This window comes from Variovorax paradoxus (genome assembly GCF_009755665.1).
Classification (GTDB): domain Bacteria; phylum Pseudomonadota; class Gammaproteobacteria; order Burkholderiales; family Burkholderiaceae_C; genus Variovorax; species Variovorax paradoxus_G.
Map to the genome: position 1 here is coordinate 2706029 of NZ_CP046622.1, position 21379 is coordinate 2727407.

Consider the following 21379-nt stretch of genomic DNA (forward strand, 5'->3'; position numbering starts at 1 on the left):
TCGAGGCGTTGAAACCTATTGCAGTGGCTCCGCCGAGAGTCGCCTGCGACTGTTGGCCGGCGCACGTCAGGCTGCCGCTGTAGGAGTAGTAGGGCGCCCCAGCGCAGCTCACCTGCGCCTCTGCCCAAGAACTCCACCCCAACCCGCTCATCGCCAGCAGCGCGGTCAGAACACCCCTGCGCAAGCGTCGCGGCGGAAGCGATGCAAGTGCGCTACCCCCAGCGGAACCTGCCACGCAACTTCCACTGCGCTTACCTCGAGCACTGGTGGTCTCCGGCGCCGCAACCCAGGCCCCGAGGGAGTCGTTCCAAAGCGAGCGATAAGTAGTGTTCATTTGCCCCATCCATGCATATAAAAGTGTTAATGAGCGACCTTGGTTGCTCACAATCTGCAAAATTGTGAAATATCGTTTTGCAAACAAATCTTAGAAGAGGGAGGCAGCGTTACAGCCCTTAAATGTCTCGTTTTAGAGTCATCTTATTGGTCGATAAAAAACTTCAATGGCGGTTTATTTACTGGTAGTAATATCAAGTTACTATTGGAATTAATTGCCACGCACCATTGCGGCGCTTGCAAATCGGGGTTTAAAGGCGAAACTTCTTGGTGCACGTGGTGCCGAAGAGCAGGCGCCCGGGCTGGTTGTCTGCCGTATACGAGCTTTCCAGTGGCACTGGACCGCAGCGAGCGCCAGCAAGGGAAAGGAGGCTTCGCCGCGAGCCGCGACTGATAGTCAAAAACAGATTGATGAATTGCAATTGCGCAATCGATATGCAGCCGCGCCGCGTGTTTTTGCATTATTTGTATTTCTTGGCGCCTACCAGGGTCTAAAACATGCTAAGGATGAGTTGTGCGTGCACATCGGAAGCAGCTCAGCCTTCCACTGTTTGAGAGCGGCTTCTGAAGTGAGAGCTTTTAATTGCAATCTCCCCCCGGCATAGAGCAAAAACCCAGCAATTACTGAGTCGGTAAAGTGGGCTGCACGCGTGCCGTGGATTTGTCACATGCAGTGGCAGTGTGGCGCGAGCCCAGACGATGGCTCCGTTGCATTCAAGAGGCAGCTTCTTGAGCGGATTGAAACTGTACAAACATACAGTATGATTGCCGGGCCGGTTTCCGGCCCTCAAGTCGGCCATGTCCGACAACCGGGCCGCCACTCCAAACCTAATTTGCCGTTGCCCCGATCCTTGGTTCTTCCTCTCGGGGCCCTTGACGTGGCGACATCGTCAGGGCTTCCGCCCAGCCTTCGGGCTGGGCTTTTTTTTGCTTGGCAGGGAAATGAGATCTCCCACCCTCCGCGAAGAGCCTGCCGTCGCGCACAAAGCGGCCGTCTTCCAGCGCTGCCGTCCTCGAAGAGGTATGAATGCCTGATGGAGCTCGCCGTGCCGCCGTGTAGGTGTCGGTACCCTCAGCACCTGTGCCCCTCCCGCGAGCACGAAGCTGCCCGTGCCTGCGATGGCGTCGTTGAAGGTGTCTGTGGCCGCGGTTAGCGTGAGCCTTGCCGCCGAGCGTGACGGCTCCACTGCCCGAGAGGGGCTGCACGCCGGTGCCTGCCGCGCTCACGCCAGATACTGGTCATGTAGGCGGCAATTTTCATCGTCGTGAATTTCTGCCCGGATGGGGGTTGATCGACGCACGCGCGAAGTCAGAGCGCTCACTCGTGGCTTGCAGCTCGACGGCGTCGGCGTTACGAGAGCCGAGCCGAACTCTTGTGCATTCGAACCGAAGGTTGGCAGCCTGCTTGCGTAGACATACGGACTCCGCGATCAATTGGTTCGCGACGGCGTTGACCGCTGCAATCCTCCGTGCCAGATCCAAACTGCTTTCGCGCATGCCTGCGTTACGAATCCAACGCGCTTTTAGATCGGGCTCTGGCGCATGGCTGCCGTTTGAAACTCGATGAAGAGGGCGCACGGCGAGTTCCTCGCGTAAGTGCCTAGGTGCCTACGGTCGGATCACGATCTGAGGCTGTATGACGACAGTGGGCGGCGCCACCGGCTGGGGCGCCGCGTAGTAGGGGCCGTCATATTGCCGAGGGCGTGCCGAGCGCTCCTTGCACTTTCGCTCCTCTTTGTATTCGCCGCCTTTTCCCCACTTGCGCTCGACCTTGCAGCCGCCGTCCCAATACGCTTCCTTGTGTTCGCGCTTTCCGTGGCGGCCCTTGCCATAGCCGTGGCCGCTTTCGTCTTTGTGAGGGTCTGCCAGGGCAGGAGCGACGAGGCCGCCGGCCAGAAGGGCGGCAAGGGCCAAGGGGCGTAGCAGGCATTTCATGGTGAGCTCCAAAAATGTGAATTCTTCCCAGATCCTACCCGCTTCCGGACTGCTGTCTGACAGGGCGGGCAGGGCGCCGCGATACCTTCGAGTCCTCCGTGAAGGAGCGACGCGGGCAAGTGTCAGCGCCGAAGAAAAAAACGCATTCAACGAGGTTCAGCCATGCCGTTGTTCTACTTGCTAAGCCTGCAGACCGCCTTGCTGCCCAAGGTGGTGACGAGACCCGAAGATGTTCAGTATGTGAGCGTGTTGAAAGCCACCGGGCTTGTCGAAGCGGACATCGCGCCGGCGTCCGATGCAGGTGGCAAGTACCACATTGCCCGCACAGCCACGGTGACGCGCATCACCGAAGACGGCCTGGCGGAAATCAACAAGATGCTGCATGAACCCCGGCGAATGGCGAGGACGCTGCAGATCGCCAGGAACAAGATGAGGCGTTCTTCGATGGCTTGAACGCATTGCCTATTTGGCGATGCCAAATAAGCCGCCTGAAAAGAAAATGCCCCGCTACCTTTTGAGTAGCGGGGCATCCAGTTGCCTTGCGGCTTGTAGTGGCTCCTCGACCTGGGCTCGAACCAGGGACCTACGGATTAACAGTCCGGCGCTCTACCAACTGAGCTATCGAGGAACAAGCCTCAGATTATAGCGTGATTTTTTGGGCCTTTCGAACCCGCGCATGCGACCGCAATAAATTTCTGAAGATTTTTTGAGCGTCGCTCACAGCGACACGCTCAGACCAAGGCGCAGCGTGCGCGGCGCTCCGGGAAACAGGTACACATGGCCGAACTGGTAGGGCGATTCTTTCCAGTAGCGGCGGTCGAACAGGTTGTCGACGGCAAGGCTCCAACTTGTCTGAACACCGCGCAGTTTGGTGTCGTAGCGCAGCACCGCATCGACGCGGGTCCATGAGGGCAGGGCGATGGAACCGTCGGGCAGCACGTTGCGCCGGCCTTCATGCGAAAGCTGCCCCAGCATCTCGAGGCCAGGCACCGATGCGACGCGGTACGCAGCCTGCGCGCGCAGCACCTGCTTGGGCACGTTGGTGGGCCACTGGCCGTTGACGGCGGGCTCTGCGGTGCTGCCGCGGCGCTTGGCATCCATCAGCGTGACGCTGCCGCCAAAGCGCCAGGGGCCGGTGTTCCATTGCGCGCCTGCCTCGAGGCCGCGGTGCACCGCACTGCCGTCGTAGCGGCCGTCGCACGGCGTGGTGCCAAGCCGGTTGCAGGCGTCGAGGTTTGTCATAGGGCGCTTGATGTCGAACCACGCAAGCTGCCAGTTGAAGACATCGCTGCCGCCCTTGAGCCCAAGCTCCCACTGGCGCGAGGTGAGCGCGGGCAGCGCCTCGCCGGCGTTGGTGTACTGCGAGCTCTTGTTCGGCACGATCTGCGACTCCACGCCCTTGCCCCAGCTTGCATAGGCCAGCAGCCCGGGCTGGATGGCGTAGCTGGCCGCAATCCATGGCGTGGTGATGCCGTCCTTGTAGCCGGTGGGGCGCGAGCCGTCGGTGCGAATGCTGTCGCGGTCGAGCCGCGTGTGGCGCAGGCCGACCCAGGTGGTGAAGCGGCTGTTCCAGCGAATGGCGTCTTGCACCGAAAGCTCGGTCGAGCGCTCGTCGCGGTTGGTGTTGGCGTCTGTGAGCGTCGGGTCTGGCGGCACGATGGCGGTGGCCCAGATGTTGCCGGTGCCGACGTAGTTGTAGGCCTGGTCCTGGAAGCGGTTGCGCACGCGGCTTGCGAGCACGCTAAAGCCGAGCTCATGCCGCACGCTGCCGGTCATCACGTTGCCTTTGAGGTTCAGGCTGCCGGCAGTTTGCGTGCGCCGCTCGTTCTCGCTGCGAAAGTCGTAGAAGTCGAAGGTGCCGTCGGAGCAGTAGCGGTCGTAGTTGCCTTCGGCGCCGCAGCCGAAGGCATAGGCCAGGCGGTCATCGGTCTTGAGCCGCTGCTGGCCGATTTGCGCGCTCCACCGCCAGTCGGCATTGATCGCCTGGCTGAAGCGCACGCTGCCGGTGAGCGCGTTGAACTCCGAAGGCTGCGACCACGGCTGGTTGTTGAGGTTGATCTTCGGATCGACCGGGGCGGGCAGCGCATTGCCCAGCAGGCTGAAGCCGTTCTGGCTCGGCTGCGTCTTGTGGCTGCGCTCGATTTCGAATTCGAGCACCGAGTCGCGCGTGATGCGCCAGTCGCCGGCCAGCGAAAACATGTTGCGGTTGCCGTCGATGTTGTGCGTGAGCGGCTTGAGGTTTTCGTTCACCACGTTCAGCCGGTAGCCGAACTCGCGGTTCGCGCCAAAGCGCCCGCCAAGATCGAGCGCGCCGAGCACGCTGCCGCGGCTGGTGGTTTCCAGGCGCAGCATGCGCAAGTCTTGCTCGGTGGGCCGCTTGACCACGTAGTTGACCAAGCCGCCGGGCGCGCTGGTGCCGGCCTGGATCCCGCTGGTGCCGCGCAAGATTTCAACGCGCTCCTTGTTGTCGAGCGGAATCGATGTCTCGGCGCTGATCGGCAAGCCCTCGCGCCGGTAGTTGAAGCGGTTGTCCAGCACAAAGCCGCGCACGGTCAGGTAGTCCCAGTAGCCGGCTGAGTTGTAGGCATCGGTCACCGACGAATCGAACTGCGTGAGGTCCGCCAGCCTGCGCGCACCGCTCGCGCGAAGCTGCGTGCTGTCGATGACCGTGGCCGAAAGCGGCAGCTCGCGCACCGGCACGTCGCCGAAGCCGCTCACGTCGGCTTGCGGCGCCGCATTGCTTTCGTTCACCGTGATGGCGGGCAGCTCTGTTGGCTGCTGGGCCTGCGCGCCGCCGGCCGCCAGAAGGAAGGCGACAGCCGCTGCGCGCGACACGGGCGACAGCGGCCATGCGGGGAAAAGAAATTGCTTCTCTGTCATTCTTGTCTTGTTCATGCGGCGGCTGCGCTCATGGCCGCCATCCATTGAGCGGCCGTGGCCTCCGGGTTATCTGCGGTGACAAGCGCGCGCACCACGGCAACGGAGCCCACGCCGGTGGCCAGCACCTCGGGCAGGCGCACCGCATCGATGCCGCCGATGCCCACTTGCGGATAGCCGCGCAGGAGGCGTGCATACGCTGCAAGCCGCGCCACGCCCTGCGGAGCCGTCGCCATCTTCTTGAGGGTGGTCGGGTACACCGCGCCCATCGCGATGTAGCTGGGGCTCACCGCATCGGCGCGCACCATCTCGGCGTAGCCGTGGGTGCTCACGCCAAGGCGCAAACCGGCATCGCGTATTTGCCGCACCTGCGTTGGCGAGAGCGCGTCCAGGTCTTCCTGGCCAAGGTGCACGCCGTAGGCACGGGCGGCAATGGCCGTCTGCCAATGGTCGTTGATGAAGAGCAGCGCGCCGGTGCCGCGCACCGCGTCGACGGCGGCCTGCACCTCATGCTCGATGGTTGCGACGTCGTCCGACTTGAAGCGCAGCTGCACGGTGGGCACGCCGGCGCGCGCCATGCGGCCGACCCATTGCTCATCTGGCAACACCGCGTACAGGCCGAGTCGTTCGGGGCAGGGCGCAAAGGCATCGTCGCGTGCCGCGGGCGGAAACGCGCGCATGCCGAAATCGGCCGGCGTCTCGGGCCATTGGCTCGCGTCGAATGCGCCGGTGCGCACTGTCTGTGCCTGCCAGGCGAGCGCAAGGCATTCGGCGTCGATTTCGATGAAGCCGAGCGCCGCGCAGGCCTGCTTGGCGCCGCGGTACACCGGGTCGTCCGACGAAAAGCTGCCGGCCGAAATGGCCGCGGCCGTGATGGCGCCGAAGCGCAAGCCATGCGCCGCTACGATGGCGTGGGCAACAGCCCGGTGGTCGTTCAGTGCGGTCATGCGGTGTGATGCCAGAAGGGCGTGCCGAGCACCGGCGTGCTCGGCTGCGCGGAGTCTTGCGCGGCCATGGCGCCGGAGCGGTAGGCCGCGCGGCCGGCCTGCACCGCGTCTGCAAAGGCTCCGGCCATCGACACCGGGTCTTGCGCGAGCGCGACTGCCGTGTTGAGCAGCACGCCGTCGTAACCCCATTCCATCACCTGGCAGGCATGCGAGGGCAGGCCCAGGCCCGCATCGACCAGCATCGGCACGCTCAGCCGCTCGCGCAGCAATTGCAGCGCATAGGGGTTTACCGGGCCGCGGCCGGTGCCGATGGGTGCGGCCCATGGCATGACGGCCTGGCAGCCCACGTCGACGAGGCGCTGGCACAGCACCAGGTCTTCGGTGCAGTAGGGCAGCACCTGGAAGCCGTCGCGGATCAGCTGCGATGCGGCATCGACGAGATTCAGCGTGTCCGGCTGCAGCGTGTAGTCGTCGCCGATGAGTTCGAGCTTGATCCAGGGCGTGTCGAAAAGCTCGCGCGCCATCTGCGCCGTGGCAATCACTTCTTGCACGCTGTGGCAGCCGGCGGTATTGGGCAGCACGGGCACCGCGAGCCGGCGCAGCAGTTCCCAGAAACCGTTGCCGCTGTCGCTTGCGCCGGGGCTTGCGGACTGGCGCCGCAGCGAGGCGGTCAGCATGGCGGGCCTGGCGCGCTTCACGGCGGCTTCGAGCAGGTCCGGCGAAGGGTAGCGCGCGGTGCCCAGCAGCAGGCGGCTGTGAAAGGTCTGGCCGTACAGAACCAGCGGATCGCCGTCTGGCGCTGAAGAAGTGGAAGAGGTGGTGGTCATGGTGTGTGTTGTCTCCGTCGCTATGTCGTTCGTTCAGCCGCCGGTCACGGGGCGGATCACTTCGATGCGGTCTTGGGGTTGCAGTGCGCGCGCCGCATAGGCCGAGCGCGGCACGAATTCGCGGTTCACCGCCACTGCAAAAGGCGGCACGGCGTTCAGCGCGGCCAGCGCGTCCACCAGCGTGGCGCTTTCGGGCAGCGCAAATGGCTTGTCGTTGATCAGCACGTCGATCGTCATGTGTCGGAAATCTCCAGGCCAAGGCTTTGCGCGAGCTGGGAGCGGCCATGCACCAGCAGCTCCATGGCTGCGTCGAGCACGGCGGGCGCGATCATGAAACCGTGGCGGTACAGGCCGTTGATCTGCAGCACGCGCGGGTGCGGCTGGCGGATGGCGGGCAGGTTGTCGGGCAGCGTCGGGCGGCATTGCGTCGCAATTTCCAGAATGCGGGCTTCGGCAAAGCCGCTGTGCACCGCATAGGCGGCGCTCAGCAGCTCGAGCGTGGAGCGCACGCTGGCGGGCGACATGTCGTCCGATTCGATTTCGGTCGCGCCAATCACGAACACGCCGCCGGGCTTGGGCGCGATGTAGAGCGGATAGCGTGGATGCACCAGCCGCGTCGGCCGCTGCAATGCCACCTCGGGCGCATGCACGCGAATGACTTCGCCGCGCACGCCGCGCAGTGCATTCCACTGGGGCTTGGCGCCAAGCCCTCTGCAGTCGATCACGCGGTCGGGCTGGCCGGGTGCGCCCGGAGAAAAATCGCTTGGTGCGCGAGGGGATTGCCAGTGCAGTTGCACGTTGGGGCTGTTCTCCAGCGTGGCGAGCAGTGCAGAAAGCAGCGCGCGGTTGTCGAGCTGGCCTTCTCCGGGGAGCAAAAGCCCCTGTGCGAAGCGCTGCCCCAATGAAGGCTCGAGTGCGGCAATGCCGCTACCGTCGAGCGTTTGCATGGGGGCCAGTTCGGGCACCTGCTGCGTCGTGCGGGCCAGCACGCGCGCGAGCCGCGCAGCCTCTGCTGCATCTTGCCGGTGCCACAGCACCAGCGTGCCTTCGCGCTGAAAGAACACAGGCTGTGCGAGCGGCGCCAGCAGTTCGGGCCAGCGCGTCAATGCGTAGTGGCCCATGCGCACCACTGAAGCTGGGGCTACTGCGGATTCAGCCAGCGGCGCGAGCATGGCGGCCGCCACGCGCGCCGCCGCGCCGTCGGCCGTGGGACTGGCGGCATCGAACAGATCGACATTGCAGCCGGCCCGCGCCAGCGTGACCGCGAGCAAGCGCCCCATCAGCCCCGCGCCGAGGATGGCGGCCGATTGAAACGGAAGGCTCATGGCTTTGTTCCTTCCCCTGCTGGGGGAAGGCCGGGATGGGGGCGGGCAGGGCGCCCAACTCGCCGATAATTTTCAGCATGACCCAAGCTGCACACTCCGACGCGCACCAAGCGCCCCAGCGCTACGTGCGCGTGCTCTCGATTGCCGGCTCCGACAGCGGCGGCGGTGCGGGCATCCAGGCCGACCTGAAGACTTTCGCGGCGCTCGGCTGCTACGGCATGACGGCGATCACTGCGCTCACTGCGCAGAACACGCGCGGCGTGTCGGGCATTCACGGCGTGCCGCCTGCTTTTCTCAAGGCGCAGATCCAGGCGGTGGTCGAGGACATCGGTGTCGATGCGGTCAAGCTCGGCATGCTGCACGCGCCCGAGGTGGTCGACGTGGTGGCCTGGGCCATCGATCACTACCGGCTGCCCAACGTGGTGCTCGATCCGGTTATGGTCGCGACCAGCGGCGACCGGCTGATTGCCGCCGAGACGGTGCAGGTGCTGGTGCGCGAGCTGTTTCCGCGCGCCGTGGTGGTGACGCCCAACCTCGACGAAGCGGCCTTGCTCATCGGCCATACCATCGACGGCATCGATGCGCTCGACCAGGCGGCCGAAGAACTGCTGGCGCTTGGCGCACAGGCCGTGCTGCTCAAGGGCGGTCACTTGCCCGGCGACGACGTCGTCGATGTGCTGCTGGGGCGCGGCGGCGTGCGCAAGCGCCTGGCCTCGGCCCGCATTGCAAGCCGCAACCTGCATGGCACCGGCTGCACGCTGTCGTCCGCGATTGCCGCGCACCTGGCGCTGGGCCTGGCGTTGCCCGAGGCCGTGGAGCGCGCGCGTGCCTACGTACTCGGCGCCATGGCCGCCGGTGCGGACGTGCGCATCGGCGAGGGACACGGTCCGCTCAACCACGGTTTTGCGCCAGTGCCGATGCACCGCCTGCCGTTGTTGTAGATGCCGGCTTGGGCCGGCTGATCCACGCCAGCAGGAAGGTGGCCGCCAGCGTCGGCAACGCGGAGCCGAACTGGGGCGCCCACTTGGCACAGGCGTGATAGGCCGCAATGCCGGCAATCCAGATCAGCGCCGCGCCAAGGTCGACGCGGCGGTTGCCGACTGATGCAATGGCCCGGCCCGTGCCCAGCCGCCCCAGGATCACGCCGTAAAGCGGCACGAACACAGAGCTCAGCATCAGCAGAAACGGCTCGAGCGTGTGCATGGGCAGCACCAGCGCCAGCGCGGTGCACAGCGCCGCCATCAGCAGGCCCCAGCGGCGCACGCTCCAGCGCGGCAGCAGGCTGTGGGTGGACACCGCGCCCGAATACACGTCGCCATACGCGTTGTCGAGCTCGTCGATGAGGATGAGGCCGAGCGCCACCAGGCCGCCTTGCGCGAGCAGCAGCGCAGTGACAAGCCCGGTGCCCGGCTCCGCCACGCTCACCACCATGACGCCGAGCGCATAGCACCAGATGTTGGCCAGCGCGTAGCCGAGCCAGGTGCCGGTGAATGCGCTGCCAAGGCCACCCCGTCCGTTGGCATTGCGCTTGCCGTGCCGCGCGTAGTCGGCCACCAGCGGCAGCCACGACACCGGCATGGCAATCACCAGATCGAGCGCACTGAACATGCCCATGCCGCCGGCGCCCGGCCGTGCCCAGAAGGCGTCCAGCCCCTTGGCCTCGAGCCGCGTTGCGAACTGCCAGGTGAGCCACAGCAGCGAGAGCACCACCAGCGGCAGGCCGAAGCGGCTGACGAAGCGCCGCACCAGCTTGACCATGGAGCCCGCGAGCAGCGCCAGCAGCACCGCGCCCCAGAGCAGGGTGGTAAGGGCGCCGCCCAGCGGGCCTGTGAGCGTGAGGCCGAACGCCTGCTGGCCGATGGCTTGCGTGCCCTCGCGCATGATCACCAGTTCGAAGGTGGTCCAGCCCACCAGCTGCACGATGTTGAGCAACACCGGCAGCCGCGCGAAGGCGCTGCCGTAGGTGGCGTGCATCAGCCCGGCGCTTGCCAGACCGGTTTCGCAGCCCAGCCGCGCGGTCCAGGCCAGGAGGCCCGCGCCGAGCAGCGAGCCCAGCACAATGGCAATGGCCGCATCGCGCGTGCCCACCGCCGGCACCAGGTAGGCGCCGATCTGCATTACCAGCAGCCCCACACCCAGGCTGAACCAGAGCGATGCATGGTCGTGCCAGCCGAACACGCGCTGCGACGCGGGCAAAGGCGTCAGCGCCTCGTTGGCGGAAGAAAAACTATCGTCGTGTGCCATCCAGTTGCTCCAGTGCAAAAGGTTTGGCAGGTGGGCGAGGCTCCGGCGGCGCAGCCATCGCGCGAGACAACGCGACAGGCCGCCGGACCAGCTTCCCTGCGCGAGGATTACCTCAGTCAGGTTCAAAGGGACTCTCTCAGTCAGCCCCGGAACGGATTCCGGTTCGACACCCCTAGCGGTGGTGCTCCGCGCCGTGGCGCAAAGCGGAAACTATTGTACGAGCCTCGGCGCGAAGCATCCAGACGGCGGAGGGCCATTCGGCCCACCGTCTGTTTCAGCGGTTTTTAGCGGCGAGCGGCGGCCACGCCCAGCAGCTCATGCAGCCGCGTGCTGGTGGTCGTGTACTGCAGCGGAATCGCCTTGCCCGGAAACACCAGGGCGGCGGCGCCCCAGGCTGCCAGCGTGGCCTCGTGGAACCCGCAGACGATGAGCTTCTTCTTGCCTGGGTAGGTGTTGATGTCGCCCACCGCGAACACGCCGCGCTCGCGGGTTTCGTACTTCTCGGTGTCGACCGGCACCTGCTTGCGCTCGAGCTCCAGGCCCCAGTCGGCGATGGGCCCGAGGCGCGGCGAAATGCCGAGGCAGGCGACCAGCGCATCGAGCGGCAGGTCGACCGTGGTCGCGTCGGGCGTGGCGATCTGCAGTTGCTTGCCGTCGAATGCGGTGGGCTGGCCCACCTTGAACGCCAGCCTGCCTTCGGCGACCAGCGCGCGCATCGAAGCGACGAGTCCTTCGTCGGCCTGGAAGCCATCGCGCCGGTGCACCAGCGTGACCTGATTGGCAATGGCCGTGAGCGCGATGGCGGTTTGCAGCGCAATCTCGTCGCCGCCATTCACCACCACCGTTTGTCCCGCGAAGCGGTCCAGCGAATCGGGGTGATAGAAAAGCGAGCTGCCTTCGAACTGCGCAATACCTTCGACGGCGATGCGCTTGGGCACGAAGGCGCCGACGCCTGCGGCAATGAACACCGTCCTGGCCAGGAAGGCTTTGCCCGCCGACGTTGTCAGCAGCAAGCGATCGTCGACCTGGCGGGCAAGGGTGGCGACCTGCTCGCCGAAGTGGAACTGCGGCTTGAACGGCGCAACCTGCTGCAGCAGCGATTGCGCAAGATCGCGCCCGCTGGTAACCGGCGTACCCGGAATGTCGTAGATCGGCTTGTCGCCATAGAGCGCCACGCACTGGCCGCCGGCGGCGGGCAGCGCATCGACGACGTGGCAGGAGATTTCAAGCAGGCCGAGCTGGAAGGCCTGGAACAGCCCGACCGGACCGGCGCCGATGATGAGCGCGTCGGTCTCGATGGGGGCTGGGCCTGCCGGGTTCAACGGATCAGTTCGCCGATCTTGTCGGTCTTGTCTTTCCACTCTTCAGCGTCGGGCAGTGCCGGCTTGCGTTTGGTGATGCTCTTCCAGCCGTCGGCCAGCGCGAGCTCGGCGTTGAGCTTGATGAAGGCGATCTGGTTGGCCGGGAGGTCTTCCTCGGCGTAGATCGCATTGACCGGGCATTCGGGGATGCAGACTGCGCAATCGATGCACTCGTCCGGGTCGATCACCAGCATGTTGGGGCCTTCGCGGAAGCAATCCACGGGGCATACGTCCACGCAGTCGGTGTATTTGCAGCGGATGCAGGCTTCAGAGACGACGTGGGTCATTTGTCTTCTAACGTCAGTATGTGGGTCGGGAAAACCCGAGATTTTAGGCCTTTGCGGCGGCAGGCTGCACGAGCACGGCGGCGGCGGTCTTGTGGGTGGCCGTATCGACCAGCACCAGCGAGCCCAATGCGCGCGATTGCGTGAAGGGCAGAACCGCCAGCGGCTGCTGCAGCGCAAGCACCACGTCGCCGATGGAATTGGCCTCCAGCTGCGCCGTTGGCTCCGATTCGAGCGTGGTGATGTTCACCCGGTCGACGATGCGCGCCACCTTGGCCTTGACCCAGCGATGGCCCTGCAGCGCCCAGTAGACGCGGCCCGCAACCAGCGGCTCGTCGTCGAGCCAGGCGACCGTGGCGGTAATTTCGCGCACCGGCTCGAAGGCCCCGGGTGCCAGCAGCCAGTCGCCGCGCGACACGTCCACCTCGCGGTCGAGCACGACGCCGGCGCTGTGGCCCGCATGCACCGTCTTCGGCTGGCGCGTGTGGCTCAGCACCTGGGCGACCGTGGCCGTCTGGTTGCTGGGCAGCACGGTCACGCGCTGGCCGGGCTCCACATGCCCCGAAGCCACGCGGCCCCAGAACACGCGGCGGCCCTGCGAGGTGTCGGCCGAGGAAGAGAACTTTTCGACCCACTGCACCGGAAAGGCGAAGGGCACGGCCTCGTCCTGCACGGTGACCGGCAGTTCCTCGAGCAGCTCGAGCAGGCTCGGGCCTTCGTAGCCGACCCAGTCGGCGTGGCGGGTGGCCACGTTCCAGCCCTTGAGGGCCGAGATCGGCACGATGGCGGCCACCTGCACGCCGGCCGCTTCGGCAAAGGCGTTCAGGGCGGTCGAAATGCGTTCGAAGGCCAGGGCGGCATCGTCGATGGCGTCGAGCTTGTTGACCGCGAACACGATCGACTGCACGCGCAGCAGATGAGTCAGCAGCGTGTGGCGGCGGGTTTGCGGCAGCAACTCGCGCTTGACCACGGTGCCGTCTTCCACCTCGGCGGCCCAGGCCAGCTTGGTGGCATCGACCAGCACCACGGCGGCATCGGCGGCCGAGGCGGCCGTGACCATGTTGCGGGTGTACTGCTCATGCCCCGGCGCGTCGCCGATGATGAACTTGCGCTTGGCGGTCGAGAAGTAGCGGTAGGCCACGTCGATCGTGATGCCCTGTTCGCGCTCGGCCGAGAGGCCGTCGGTGAGCAGCGCCAGGTCGGTTTCGCCGCCGCGCTGCACGCCGGCAAGCTGGTCTTGCAGCACGGTCTTGCTGTCGACCAGCAGGCGGCCGATGAGCGTGCTCTTGCCGTCGTCCACCGAGCCGCAGGTGATGAAGCGCAGGGCGGTGCCGGTGTCGCCTTGCAGGGCGTTGCTATCGAGGGTTGCCGTCGTCGTGCTCATCAGAAATATCCGTCTTTCTTGCGCTTCTCCATCGAAGCTTCCGAAGTCATGTCGTCCATGCGCGTGGCGCCGCGCTCGCTCACATCGACCGACAGCGTCTCGAGCACCACGTCGCCCGCATCGGCGGCCAGGCTTTCGACCGGGCAGGTGGTCGTGATGTCGCCCACGGTGCGAAAGCGCACATCGCGCACCTGCACAGTTTCGCCGTCGCGCGGCGGGGTGAGCTCGGTCACCGGCACCAGCAGGCCGCGACGCTCGACCACTTCGCGCTTGTGCGTGTAGTAGATCGACGGCAGGCCGACGTGCTCGCGCTCGATGTATTGCCACACGTCGAGTTCGGTCCAGTTCGAAATAGGGAACACGCGGAAATGCTCGCCCGGGGCCAGGCGCGTGTTGAACAGCGTCCAGAGTTCGGGGCGCTGGTCTTTGGGCTGCCATTGGCCGAATGAATCGCGGTGCGAAAAGATGCGCTCCTTGGCGCGCGCTTTTTCCTCGTCGCGGCGGGCGCCGCCAATCAGCGCGTCGAAGCGAAATTCTTCAATGGCTTCGAGCAGCGTGACCGACTGGTGCGCGTTGCGCGATTCGCCGGGGTGCGCCAGGCGCACGGTACCGCGTGCCATCGAGTCTTCGACGCTGCGCACGATGAGCTCGGCGCCCAGTTCCTCGGCGCGCTGGTCGCGATAGGCCGTCACTTCAGGAAAGTTGTGGCCCGTGTCGATCATCAGCAGCGGGTAGGGAATGCGGCCGACGCCGAAGGCCTTTTCTGCGCACTTCAGCAGCACCAGCGAATCCTTGCCGCCCGAAAACAGCAGGGTGGGGCGCTCGAAGGCGGCCGCGACTTCACGCAGGATGAAGATGGTCTCTTCCTCGAGCGCATCGAGGTGCGTGTTGGACAGGTGCGCAGGGGAATGCATCGAGGGCTGCAAAAGTTCGGCTTCGGTTCGGGCGTTCATCGGATGGGGTCCTGGATGCGGAGATCGATCGTTCAGTGCGAAAGATGCAGGCCGCATTCGCGGTTGTCTTCGCCCTTGGTCGGGTCCACATAGTCGAAGTTGTTGGGCAGGCCGTTCGCTTCGCAGTATTCGTACAAATCCTTGGACGACCAGTGCAGCAGCGGCGCAACCTTGATCAGGCCGTCGGGGTTGACGCTGACCGGGTCCATCTGCGCACGCACGGCGGTGTCGGTGGCGCGCAGCGCGGTAAACCACACCTTGGGCGCCGTTTCGCGCAGCGCACGGGTAAAGGGTTCCAGCTTCACTTCTTCGGTGAAAGCGGCATGGCGCGGATCATCGAGCGCCGGGGTGGGGCCTTCCACCGCTTCACGGTGCGCACGCGAGCGGCGCGGCAGGTAGATATGAAGATCCAGGCCCAGCTGCTTGGTCACTTCGTCGGCAAAGCGGTAGGTGGCCTCGGTGTTGTAGCCGTTGTCCATCCAGATCACCGGAACATCGCGCTTGGCGCGCGTGACCATGTGCAGGATCACGGCCTCGAACGGCCGGAAATTGGTGGTGACGATCGCCCGTTGGCCGAGGCCGATTGCCCAGTCCACCAACCCCTCGGCGTTGCGGCCGAGTTCGGTGTTGATGCGTGCGAAGTCGATGTCCGTGGCAATGCTCATGTCGAAGTTTCCTGTGCGGACTCAGTTGCTGGCCGCGAAGTGCGGCGCCGGCTGCACCGCGTCGCCCTGGTAGAAGGCGGCAAAGCGGTCGAACTGGCGCTGCGCGTCGGAGGCGTCCACGCCTTCCTTGAGCACGGCGCTTGAAAAACCGGTGCGTTCCATTTGCACCAGCTGGTCGATCAGCACGTCGCCCGTGGCGCGAATGTCGCCCTTGAAGCCGAGGCGCCGACGCAGCAGAAAGGCCTGGCTGTAGGCGCGGCCGTCGGTGAACTTCGGAAAGTTCAGGTCGATGCGCTCGATGTCTTCCAGGCACACCTCGATGGCGAGCGGATCGGCATCGTTCGGCAGTTGCAGCACCTTCGGGTCGCCGTCATCGATGTGTTCTTCGGCGGCCAGGATGTTCAGCTTGCGGTTCATGCTGCTTCCTCCACCTTGAAGCGCGCACTGTTGGCGGCGGCCTTGAACGGGTCGTGGCCCACGCGGCGCAGCGTGTCGATGAAGGTCTCGCCGTTTTGGCGGGTGTCGCGATAGGTGGTGAGCACGGCCTCGATCACGCCCGGCACTTCGGCCGCCGAGAACGAGGGGCCGACCACCTTGCCGGCCTGCGGCGTGCCGCTGAGCACGGACCCGTCGGAGCCGCCCAGGGTGACCTGGTACCACTCCTTGCCGTCCTTGTCGACGCCCAGGATGCCGATGTGGCCGCTGTGGTGATGGCCGCAGGAGTTGATGCAGCCGCTGATGTGCAGGTCGATCTCGCCCAAGTCGTCGAGCTCGTCCAGGTCCTGGTAGCGCTCGGTGATGGCTTCGGCAATGGGAATGGAGCGCGCATTGGCCAGCGCGCAGAAGTCGCCGCCGGGGCAGGCGATCATGTCGGTCAGCAGGTGCACGTTGGCGCTGGCAAAGCCGGCCGCGCGGGCGGCGAGCCACAGCGCATGCAGGTCTTCGGCATGCACCCAGGGCAACACGATGTTCTGGTCGTGCGTCACGCGGGCTTCGCCGGCCGAGAAGCGGTCGGCCAGCACGGCGAGCGTGTCGAGCTGGTCGGCCGAGGCATCGCCGGGCGCCTGCTTCAGGCGCTTGAACGACAAGGTGACGGCACGCAGCGCGGGGTTCTTGTGCGGGGCCACGTTGCGGGCCAGCCAGCGGGCAAACTGCACGTCGTCCGCAGCGTGGGCGCGCAGCTCGGCGTCGGTTTTTTCGGCGCTTTGCAGCACGCGCGTTGCGAGCGTCGGCGGCACGAAGGAGGCGGCCACGCGGTCGTACTCTTCCTGCGTGATGGTGTGCGGTGCACCGTCGTGCTCGATGATCTGCTTGTACTCGGCTTCCACATCGTCGATATAGCGCTGGCCTTCGGCCTTCACCAAAATCTTGATGCGCGCCTTGTAGATGTTGTCGCGGCGGCCATAGCGGTTGTAGACACGAATCACCGCTTCGAGGTAATTCATGATCTGCTGCCAGGGCAGGAACTCGCGCAACACGGTGCCGATGATGGGCGTGCGGCCCATGCCGCCGCCCACTTGCACGCGAAAGCCGATTTCGCCGGCCTCGTTCTTCACCACGTGCAGGCCCACGTCATGCCAGCCAGTGGCGGCGCGGTCTTCAGTGGCGCCGGTAATGGCAATCTTGAACTTGCGCGGCAGGAATGCGAACTCGGGGTGCAGCGTGCTCCATTGGCGCATGATTTCCGCGAACGGGCGCGGATCGGCAATTTCGTCGACGGCAATGCCGGCGCGCTCGTCGCTGGTGATGTTGCGAATGCAATTGCCGCTGGTCTGGATGCCGTGCATGTCGACGGAGGCCAGCAGGTCCATCACGTCGGCCGACTTGGAAAGAGGAATCCAGTTGTACTGAACGTTCTGGCGCGTCGAGAAGTGGGCGTAGTGCGTGGGCAGCTTGTGGCTGCCGAGCAGGCCTTGCGTCTCGATGGCCTTCCTGTAGACCTCGGCCTCTGGCTCATCGTACTCGCGCGCAATGCGGGCCAGCACGCGCAGCTGGCGGCTCGAAAGCTCACCATACGGCACGGCCACGCGCAGCATGGGCGCATAGCGTTGCACGTACCAGCCGTTTTGCAGCCGCAGCGGGCGGAACTCGTCTTCGGCGAGCTTGCCCTTTTGCCAGCGCTCGAGCTGGTCTCTGTATTGGGCTGCCCGTTGGTGGACGAACTGGCGATCGAAATCTGTGTATTGGTACATCGTGAGTCTTGAAGAAGTGCGGTGCCGCACGTCCAACGGGGCGCCCCAGCAAGAAGCCGAGATTCTGAAAGCACGCCTTATGGAAGCAAACTATTTTTTGGTTCGCGCCTTATGCGGATAAGCTTATTCTCCAGTGCCCATGCGGGTTGCCGGGCGGTTGAATGCTTATTCTGGATAAGGGTGCGGGTGTTCTGCAGGCCTAGGATAAGGCCCATTGGCATTGCGCGTTTTGTCCACGCCCGCCTCGGGGAGAGTGCAGGTGCTGCTTCAGCGCAGCATGGCGGACATGGCCGAGCAGCAGTTCAGCATGCGAACCGCGGCTTCCACCGAGTCGGCGGTGAAACGCAAGGTCACACCATCGACGCGCTCGAACGACGGCCATTGGCAGAAAAGGTCGGCCATGGCGGGCGACTGGGTGCGTAGCGTGATCACCTGCGGGCCCTTGAAGACCAAGGGCGCTGCGCTGGCTCGGGCCGCCAGGCCCTGAATGACCCCTGCGTGGATGGCCGCGCGCGACTGTTCGGGCGAAAGCGACACGCCGCTGCTGAACCCCGTGGCGCGCTTGGTCTGCACGAAAACCGCATGCGGAAAGACCGGCTGGTTTTCGGCGATGAACACATCGTCTCCGCTGGCCATGACCACCGGCACGCCGTATTCACCTGCCAGTGCCCCATAGAGCCCGGCCTCGCCCAGTTCGCGGTCGCCGAGCCAGATGCCCGCAAACGCAAAGCTGTTGATGGTGTGGGCAAGGATGCCGCGCCCCTGCGCGCGCGAGTGGTAGCCCACCATGCAGACGGCTTGCACACCTTCTTCTTCCACGCCTGCCACCATGCTCAGATAACGCGGCTTGCCTTGGACCACGCGGGCGCGCGGTTCGAGCACGTCCGGCGGCATGTTGCGAAAGCCACCGTGCGAATCGTTGACCAGCACCTCGGTGGCGCCGGCCTCGAAGGCGCCGGCAATGGCCGCATTGGCCTCTTGCGCCATCAGCAGGCGTGCACGCTCGAACTCCGGATTGCCGGGGCGCACCTGTTCCTGGTGGTAGACGCCGGCAACGCCTTCGATGTCGGTGGAGATCAGAACTTTCATGCGGGGCAAGACCTGCGATTCAAGAGAAAAAGGAAGAGGGCGGCAGCAGCTCCGAAAGCGCCCGGCGGTGGTGACCATCCCGGCCGCTCACCGCGGTGGCACGCCACAGCGCGTGGACGATGGCCTGTTCGGTGCTGTCGGCCGCGGCCTGGAAGATATCGTCAAGCAGGCTGTCGTGCAGCATGGCGACCGCAGGCATAGGCCGCTCGGCCCGGTCGGGCACGGTGTAGGCAGTCGAAAAAGCCAGCGCGATGTCGCCGCTGCCGTGACCGAACACCGAGCCGGTGCGCGCCAGCCCGGCACCCGCGCGCAGCGCCAGGCGGCGCAACTGCCGTGCGTCCATCGGGGCGTCGGTGGCAATGAGCATGATGATCGAGCCCTTTTCCGGCTCGGCCGCCGTGTTTGCCTGCACGGCCGCGTCTTGTGAAGCCAGCTGCGTGGCGAGTTGCGCACCCACCGCCCGGCCGGCCAGCACCAGTTGCGGCAGCCGGCCGTAGTTGGCCAGCACCAGCGCGCCCACGGTGTGCACGCCGCCTTGGCGCGAGGGCACGCAGCGCGACGCACTGCCGATGCCGCCCTTGAACTGGAAGCTCGACATGCCACGGCCCGCGCCCACCGAGCCCTGCTCGAAATCGGCGCCCGCGCTTTCCAGTGCCCGCAGGTAGTCGGCCTCGGCCACGGCCAGCCGCTGGATGTCGTTGAGGAAACCGTCGTTGCACTCGAAGACCAGCGGATTGACAGTGGGCATCGACCGGCCCGATTCCGGATTGGCCGCCACGCAGTCGCGGATCTGCGCCGTTGCAATCGTGCCGACCGAGAAGGTGTTGGTCAGCGCAATCGGCGTTTCGAGCACACCCAGCTCTTCGACCTGCACCAGGCCCACGCTCTTGCCGAAGCCATTGAGCACCACGGCCGCGGCCGGCACCTTGTCGCGGAAAGGGTCGCCACCGTGCGGGCGTACAACGGTTACGCCGGTCTGCACGCCGTCGTCGTCGAGCGTGCGGTGGCCGACTGAAACGCCTCGCACGTCGGTGATGGCGTTGCGCTTGCCTGCGGGCAGGCTGCCGATGTGCGGAATCGAAGGCATGCGAGGCCCCGGTTTACTGGCGGTCGATCTTCGGGTCGAGCGCGTCGCGCAGCGCATCGCCCAGCAGGTTGAACGCCAGCACGGTAAAGAAGATGGCCAGGCTCGGGAACAGCGCCACGTGCGGCGAGGTCACCATGTCGGCGCGCGCTTCGCTGAGCATGGCGCCCCATTCGGGCGTTGGCGGTTGCGCGCCCATGCCCAGGAACGAAAGGCTGGCCGCGGTGATGATCGACGTGCCCACGCGCATCGAAAAATACACCACGATCGACGAGATGGTGCCCGGCAGGATGTGCCGCACGATGATGGTCCAGTCCGATGCGCCAATGCTGCGCTCGGCCTCGATGTAGGTCTGCTGCTTGAGCACCAGTGTGTTGCCGCGCACCAGCCGCGCGAACGCCGGCACGCTGAACACCGACACCGCCACCACGACGTTGGTCATGCTGCTGCCCAGGATGGCGACGACGCCCAGCGCCAGAAGAATGCCGGGGAAGGCGAACAGCACGTCGGAGATGCGCATCACGATGCGGTCCCACCAGCCTTCGTAGTAGCCCGCGAGCAGGCCGAAGGCCGTGCCTACGAAACCGCCCACCAGCACCGAAAGAAAACCCGCCATCAGCGAAATGCGCGCACCCATCAGGATGCGGCTGAAGATGTCACGCCCCAGCGGATCGACGCCGAACCAGTGCGTGGCCGAGGGGCCCGTGTTCAACATGTCGTAGTCGAAGAAGTTCTCCGCGTCGAAGGGCACGATCCACGGCGCGAACACTGCCACGAACACCAGCAGCAGCACGAACACCGCCGCAACGATGCCCACAGGTTGCTTCTTGAAGCGGCGCCAGCATTCGCCCCAGGGCGTGCGGACCTTGCCCGCGGTTTGAACCGCCACCACGGGCGGAACGGTGATTTCGGCAGACACGCCGGTAGCTTGCGTCATGTCGGCTGCCTCACTTGTAGCGAATGGTGGGGTTGATGTAGCCGTACAGCACATCGACCACCAGGTTGATCAGAATGAACTCGAGCGAGAACAGCAGCACCAGCGTCTGGATGACGGGGTAGTCGCGCATCTGCACGGCGTCGACCAGCAGGCGGCCGAGGCCGGGCCAGTTGAACACCGCCTCGACAAGAATCGAGCCGCCCAGCAGAAAGCCGAACTGCAGGCCCATCATGGTCACGACCGGAATGAGCGCGTTGCGCAGGCAGTGCTTGATGATGACGGTGCGCTCGCGCACGCCCTTGGCGCGTGCCGTGCGAACAAAGTCTTCCTGGATCACTTCGACGAACGATGCGCGGGTGAAGCGCGCCATGACGGCGGCCACCGCCGCGCCCAGCGTGATCGAAGGCAGGATGTAGTGCTTCCAGCTGCTGGCTCCCACGGTGGGCAGCCAGCCGAGCTGAACCGAGAAGATCTGCATCAGCAGCATGCCCAATGCAAATGCGGGAAAAGAGATGCCCGACACGGCCAGCGTCATGCCCAGCCGGTCGGGCCATTGGTTGCGGAACACCGCGGAAACGATGCCGATGCCCATGCCGAAAATCACTGCCCACACCATGCTGGTGATGGTGAGCATCACCGTCGGGAAAAAGCGCTCGCCGATCTCCGTCGCAACCGGCCGCCGCGTGCGGATCGAGTTGCCGAAGTCGCCTTGCAGCATGTGAGTGAAGAAGCTCACGAATTGCTGCGGCAGCGGCTTGTCCAGGCCCAACTCCGCGCGCACCATGGCCACGGTCTGCTCGTCGGCTTCCTGGCCGGCGGCAAGGCGCGCCGGATCGCCCGGCAGCATGTGGACGAACAGGAACACCAGCACCGCCACGATGAGCAGCGTCGGGATCAGCCCCAACAGTCGTTTGAGAAAGTAATTCAGCATGGCATACAGAC

General features: G+C 65.4%; 20 protein-coding genes, 1 tRNA gene, 1 pseudogene and 1 riboswitch. Of the genes and pseudogenes, 2 read left to right on the forward strand and 20 right to left on the reverse strand.

What is annotated here, in order from left to right; genetic code table 11:
* Positions 1-259: 259 nt before the first annotated feature.
* Both GOQ09_RS26610 and GOQ09_RS12560 read right to left on the reverse strand, forming a co-directional pair.
* Positions 260-343: pseudogene (locus GOQ09_RS26610) on the reverse strand (ESPR-type extended signal peptide-containing protein); the annotation flags it as partial.
* A 1598-nt stretch (positions 344-1941) separates the two neighbouring features.
* The gene (locus GOQ09_RS12560; RefSeq protein ID WP_157613707.1) at positions 1942-2268 is read right to left on the reverse strand and encodes a hypothetical protein; all 327 of its coding nucleotides are present in this window, start codon (positions 2266-2268) and stop codon (positions 1942-1944) included.
* 162 nt (positions 2269-2430) lie between these two features.
* On the opposite strand from GOQ09_RS12560, the gene GOQ09_RS12565 reads away from it, so the two are divergent.
* On the forward strand, positions 2431-2721 hold the full coding sequence (locus GOQ09_RS12565; protein ID WP_157613708.1) for a hypothetical protein: 291 nt from the start codon (positions 2431-2433) through the stop codon (positions 2719-2721).
* A gap of 99 nt (positions 2722-2820) precedes the next feature.
* On the opposite strand, the gene GOQ09_RS12570 is transcribed toward GOQ09_RS12565, so the two are convergent.
* From GOQ09_RS12570 to GOQ09_RS12595, 6 genes are all read right to left on the reverse strand, one after another.
* A tRNA-Asn gene (locus tag GOQ09_RS12570) sits at positions 2821-2896 on the reverse strand.
* A gap of 89 nt (positions 2897-2985) precedes the next feature.
* The gene (locus GOQ09_RS12575) at positions 2986-5148 is read right to left on the reverse strand and encodes a TonB-dependent siderophore receptor (RefSeq protein ID WP_165442141.1); all 2163 of its coding nucleotides are present in this window, start codon (positions 5146-5148) and stop codon (positions 2986-2988) included.
* A gap of 11 nt (positions 5149-5159) precedes the next feature.
* Positions 5160-6092, reverse strand: a complete 933-nt coding sequence (locus tag GOQ09_RS12580) for a thiamine phosphate synthase (protein ID WP_157613710.1) — start codon at positions 6090-6092, stop codon at positions 5160-5162.
* The gene (locus tag GOQ09_RS12585) at positions 6089-6919 is read right to left on the reverse strand and encodes a thiazole synthase (protein WP_157613711.1); all 831 of its coding nucleotides are present in this window, start codon (positions 6917-6919) and stop codon (positions 6089-6091) included. Before GOQ09_RS12585 ends, GOQ09_RS12580 begins: the two co-directional genes overlap by 4 nt.
* Positions 6920-6952: 33 nt before the next feature.
* A complete protein-coding gene (gene thiS / locus GOQ09_RS12590; RefSeq protein ID WP_126746451.1) occupies positions 6953-7156 on the reverse strand; it encodes a sulfur carrier protein ThiS in 204 nt (67 codons plus the stop codon).
* Positions 7153-8244, reverse strand: a complete 1092-nt coding sequence (locus GOQ09_RS12595) for an FAD-dependent oxidoreductase (RefSeq protein ID WP_157613712.1) — start codon at positions 8242-8244, stop codon at positions 7153-7155. The genes thiS and GOQ09_RS12595 overlap by 4 nt, the downstream gene beginning before the upstream one ends.
* Positions 8245-8321: 77 nt before the next feature.
* Between GOQ09_RS12595 and thiD the strand changes: the two genes are divergently transcribed.
* Positions 8322-9185: a bifunctional hydroxymethylpyrimidine kinase/phosphomethylpyrimidine kinase gene (thiD, locus tag GOQ09_RS12600; RefSeq protein ID WP_157613713.1), complete on the forward strand. Its 864-nt coding sequence runs from the start codon at positions 8322-8324 to the stop codon at positions 9183-9185.
* Here thiD and GOQ09_RS12605 read toward each other — a convergent pair.
* The 12 genes from GOQ09_RS12605 to gsiC all read right to left on the reverse strand — a co-directional run bounded on the left by GOQ09_RS12605 (position 9136) and on the right by gsiC (position 21368).
* A complete protein-coding gene (locus GOQ09_RS12605) occupies positions 9136-10488 on the reverse strand; it encodes a purine-cytosine permease family protein (RefSeq protein ID WP_157613714.1) in 1353 nt (450 codons plus the stop codon). The two genes, thiD and GOQ09_RS12605, sit on opposite strands and share 50 nt — an antisense overlap.
* 76 nt (positions 10489-10564) lie before the next feature.
* Positions 10565-10672, reverse strand: a riboswitch (TPP riboswitch).
* Positions 10673-10772: 100 nt separating this feature from the next.
* Positions 10773-11810 carry an NAD(P)/FAD-dependent oxidoreductase gene (locus GOQ09_RS12610; protein ID WP_157613715.1) on the reverse strand — a complete coding sequence of 346 codons (1038 nt, stop codon included), beginning with the start codon at positions 11808-11810 and terminating at the stop codon, positions 10773-10775.
* On the reverse strand, positions 11807-12136 hold the full coding sequence (gene fdxA, locus GOQ09_RS12615) for a ferredoxin FdxA (RefSeq protein ID WP_157613716.1): 330 nt from the start codon (positions 12134-12136) through the stop codon (positions 11807-11809). The genes GOQ09_RS12610 and fdxA overlap by 4 nt, the downstream gene beginning before the upstream one ends.
* 43 nt (positions 12137-12179) lie before the next feature.
* Positions 12180-13517 (reverse strand): sulfate adenylyltransferase subunit 1, encoded by a 1338-nt coding sequence (locus GOQ09_RS12620; protein ID WP_157613717.1) that lies wholly within the window; start codon positions 13515-13517, stop codon positions 12180-12182.
* The gene (gene cysD / locus GOQ09_RS12625) at positions 13517-14470 is read right to left on the reverse strand and encodes a sulfate adenylyltransferase subunit CysD (RefSeq protein ID WP_157613718.1); all 954 of its coding nucleotides are present in this window, start codon (positions 14468-14470) and stop codon (positions 13517-13519) included. The genes GOQ09_RS12620 and cysD overlap by 1 nt, the downstream gene beginning before the upstream one ends.
* Positions 14471-14502: 32 nt before the next feature.
* On the reverse strand, positions 14503-15135 hold the full coding sequence (locus tag GOQ09_RS12630) for a phosphoadenosine phosphosulfate reductase family protein (RefSeq protein WP_157613719.1): 633 nt from the start codon (positions 15133-15135) through the stop codon (positions 14503-14505).
* 21 nt (positions 15136-15156) lie between these two features.
* Positions 15157-15552 carry a DUF934 domain-containing protein gene (locus GOQ09_RS12635; protein WP_126746440.1) on the reverse strand — a complete coding sequence of 132 codons (396 nt, stop codon included), beginning with the start codon at positions 15550-15552 and terminating at the stop codon, positions 15157-15159.
* Entirely contained in the window at positions 15549-17327 is a 1779-nt protein-coding gene (locus GOQ09_RS12640) for a nitrite/sulfite reductase (protein WP_157613720.1), read from the reverse strand. The genes GOQ09_RS12635 and GOQ09_RS12640 overlap by 4 nt, the downstream gene beginning before the upstream one ends.
* A 267-nt stretch (positions 17328-17594) precedes the next feature.
* The gene (locus GOQ09_RS12645; RefSeq protein ID WP_157613721.1) at positions 17595-18416 is read right to left on the reverse strand and encodes a M55 family metallopeptidase; all 822 of its coding nucleotides are present in this window, start codon (positions 18414-18416) and stop codon (positions 17595-17597) included.
* A gap of 19 nt (positions 18417-18435) precedes the next feature.
* The gene (locus GOQ09_RS12650; protein ID WP_157613722.1) at positions 18436-19503 is read right to left on the reverse strand and encodes a P1 family peptidase; all 1068 of its coding nucleotides are present in this window, start codon (positions 19501-19503) and stop codon (positions 18436-18438) included.
* Between the two features lie 13 nt (positions 19504-19516).
* Positions 19517-20437, reverse strand: a complete 921-nt coding sequence (gene gsiD, locus GOQ09_RS12655; protein WP_157613723.1) for a glutathione ABC transporter permease GsiD — start codon at positions 20435-20437, stop codon at positions 19517-19519.
* Between the two features lie 10 nt (positions 20438-20447).
* Complete coding sequence (gene gsiC / locus GOQ09_RS12660; RefSeq protein ID WP_157613724.1) at positions 20448-21368, reverse strand: glutathione ABC transporter permease GsiC; 921 nt, start codon at positions 21366-21368, stop codon at positions 20448-20450.
* Positions 21369-21379: the final 11 nt, after the last annotated feature.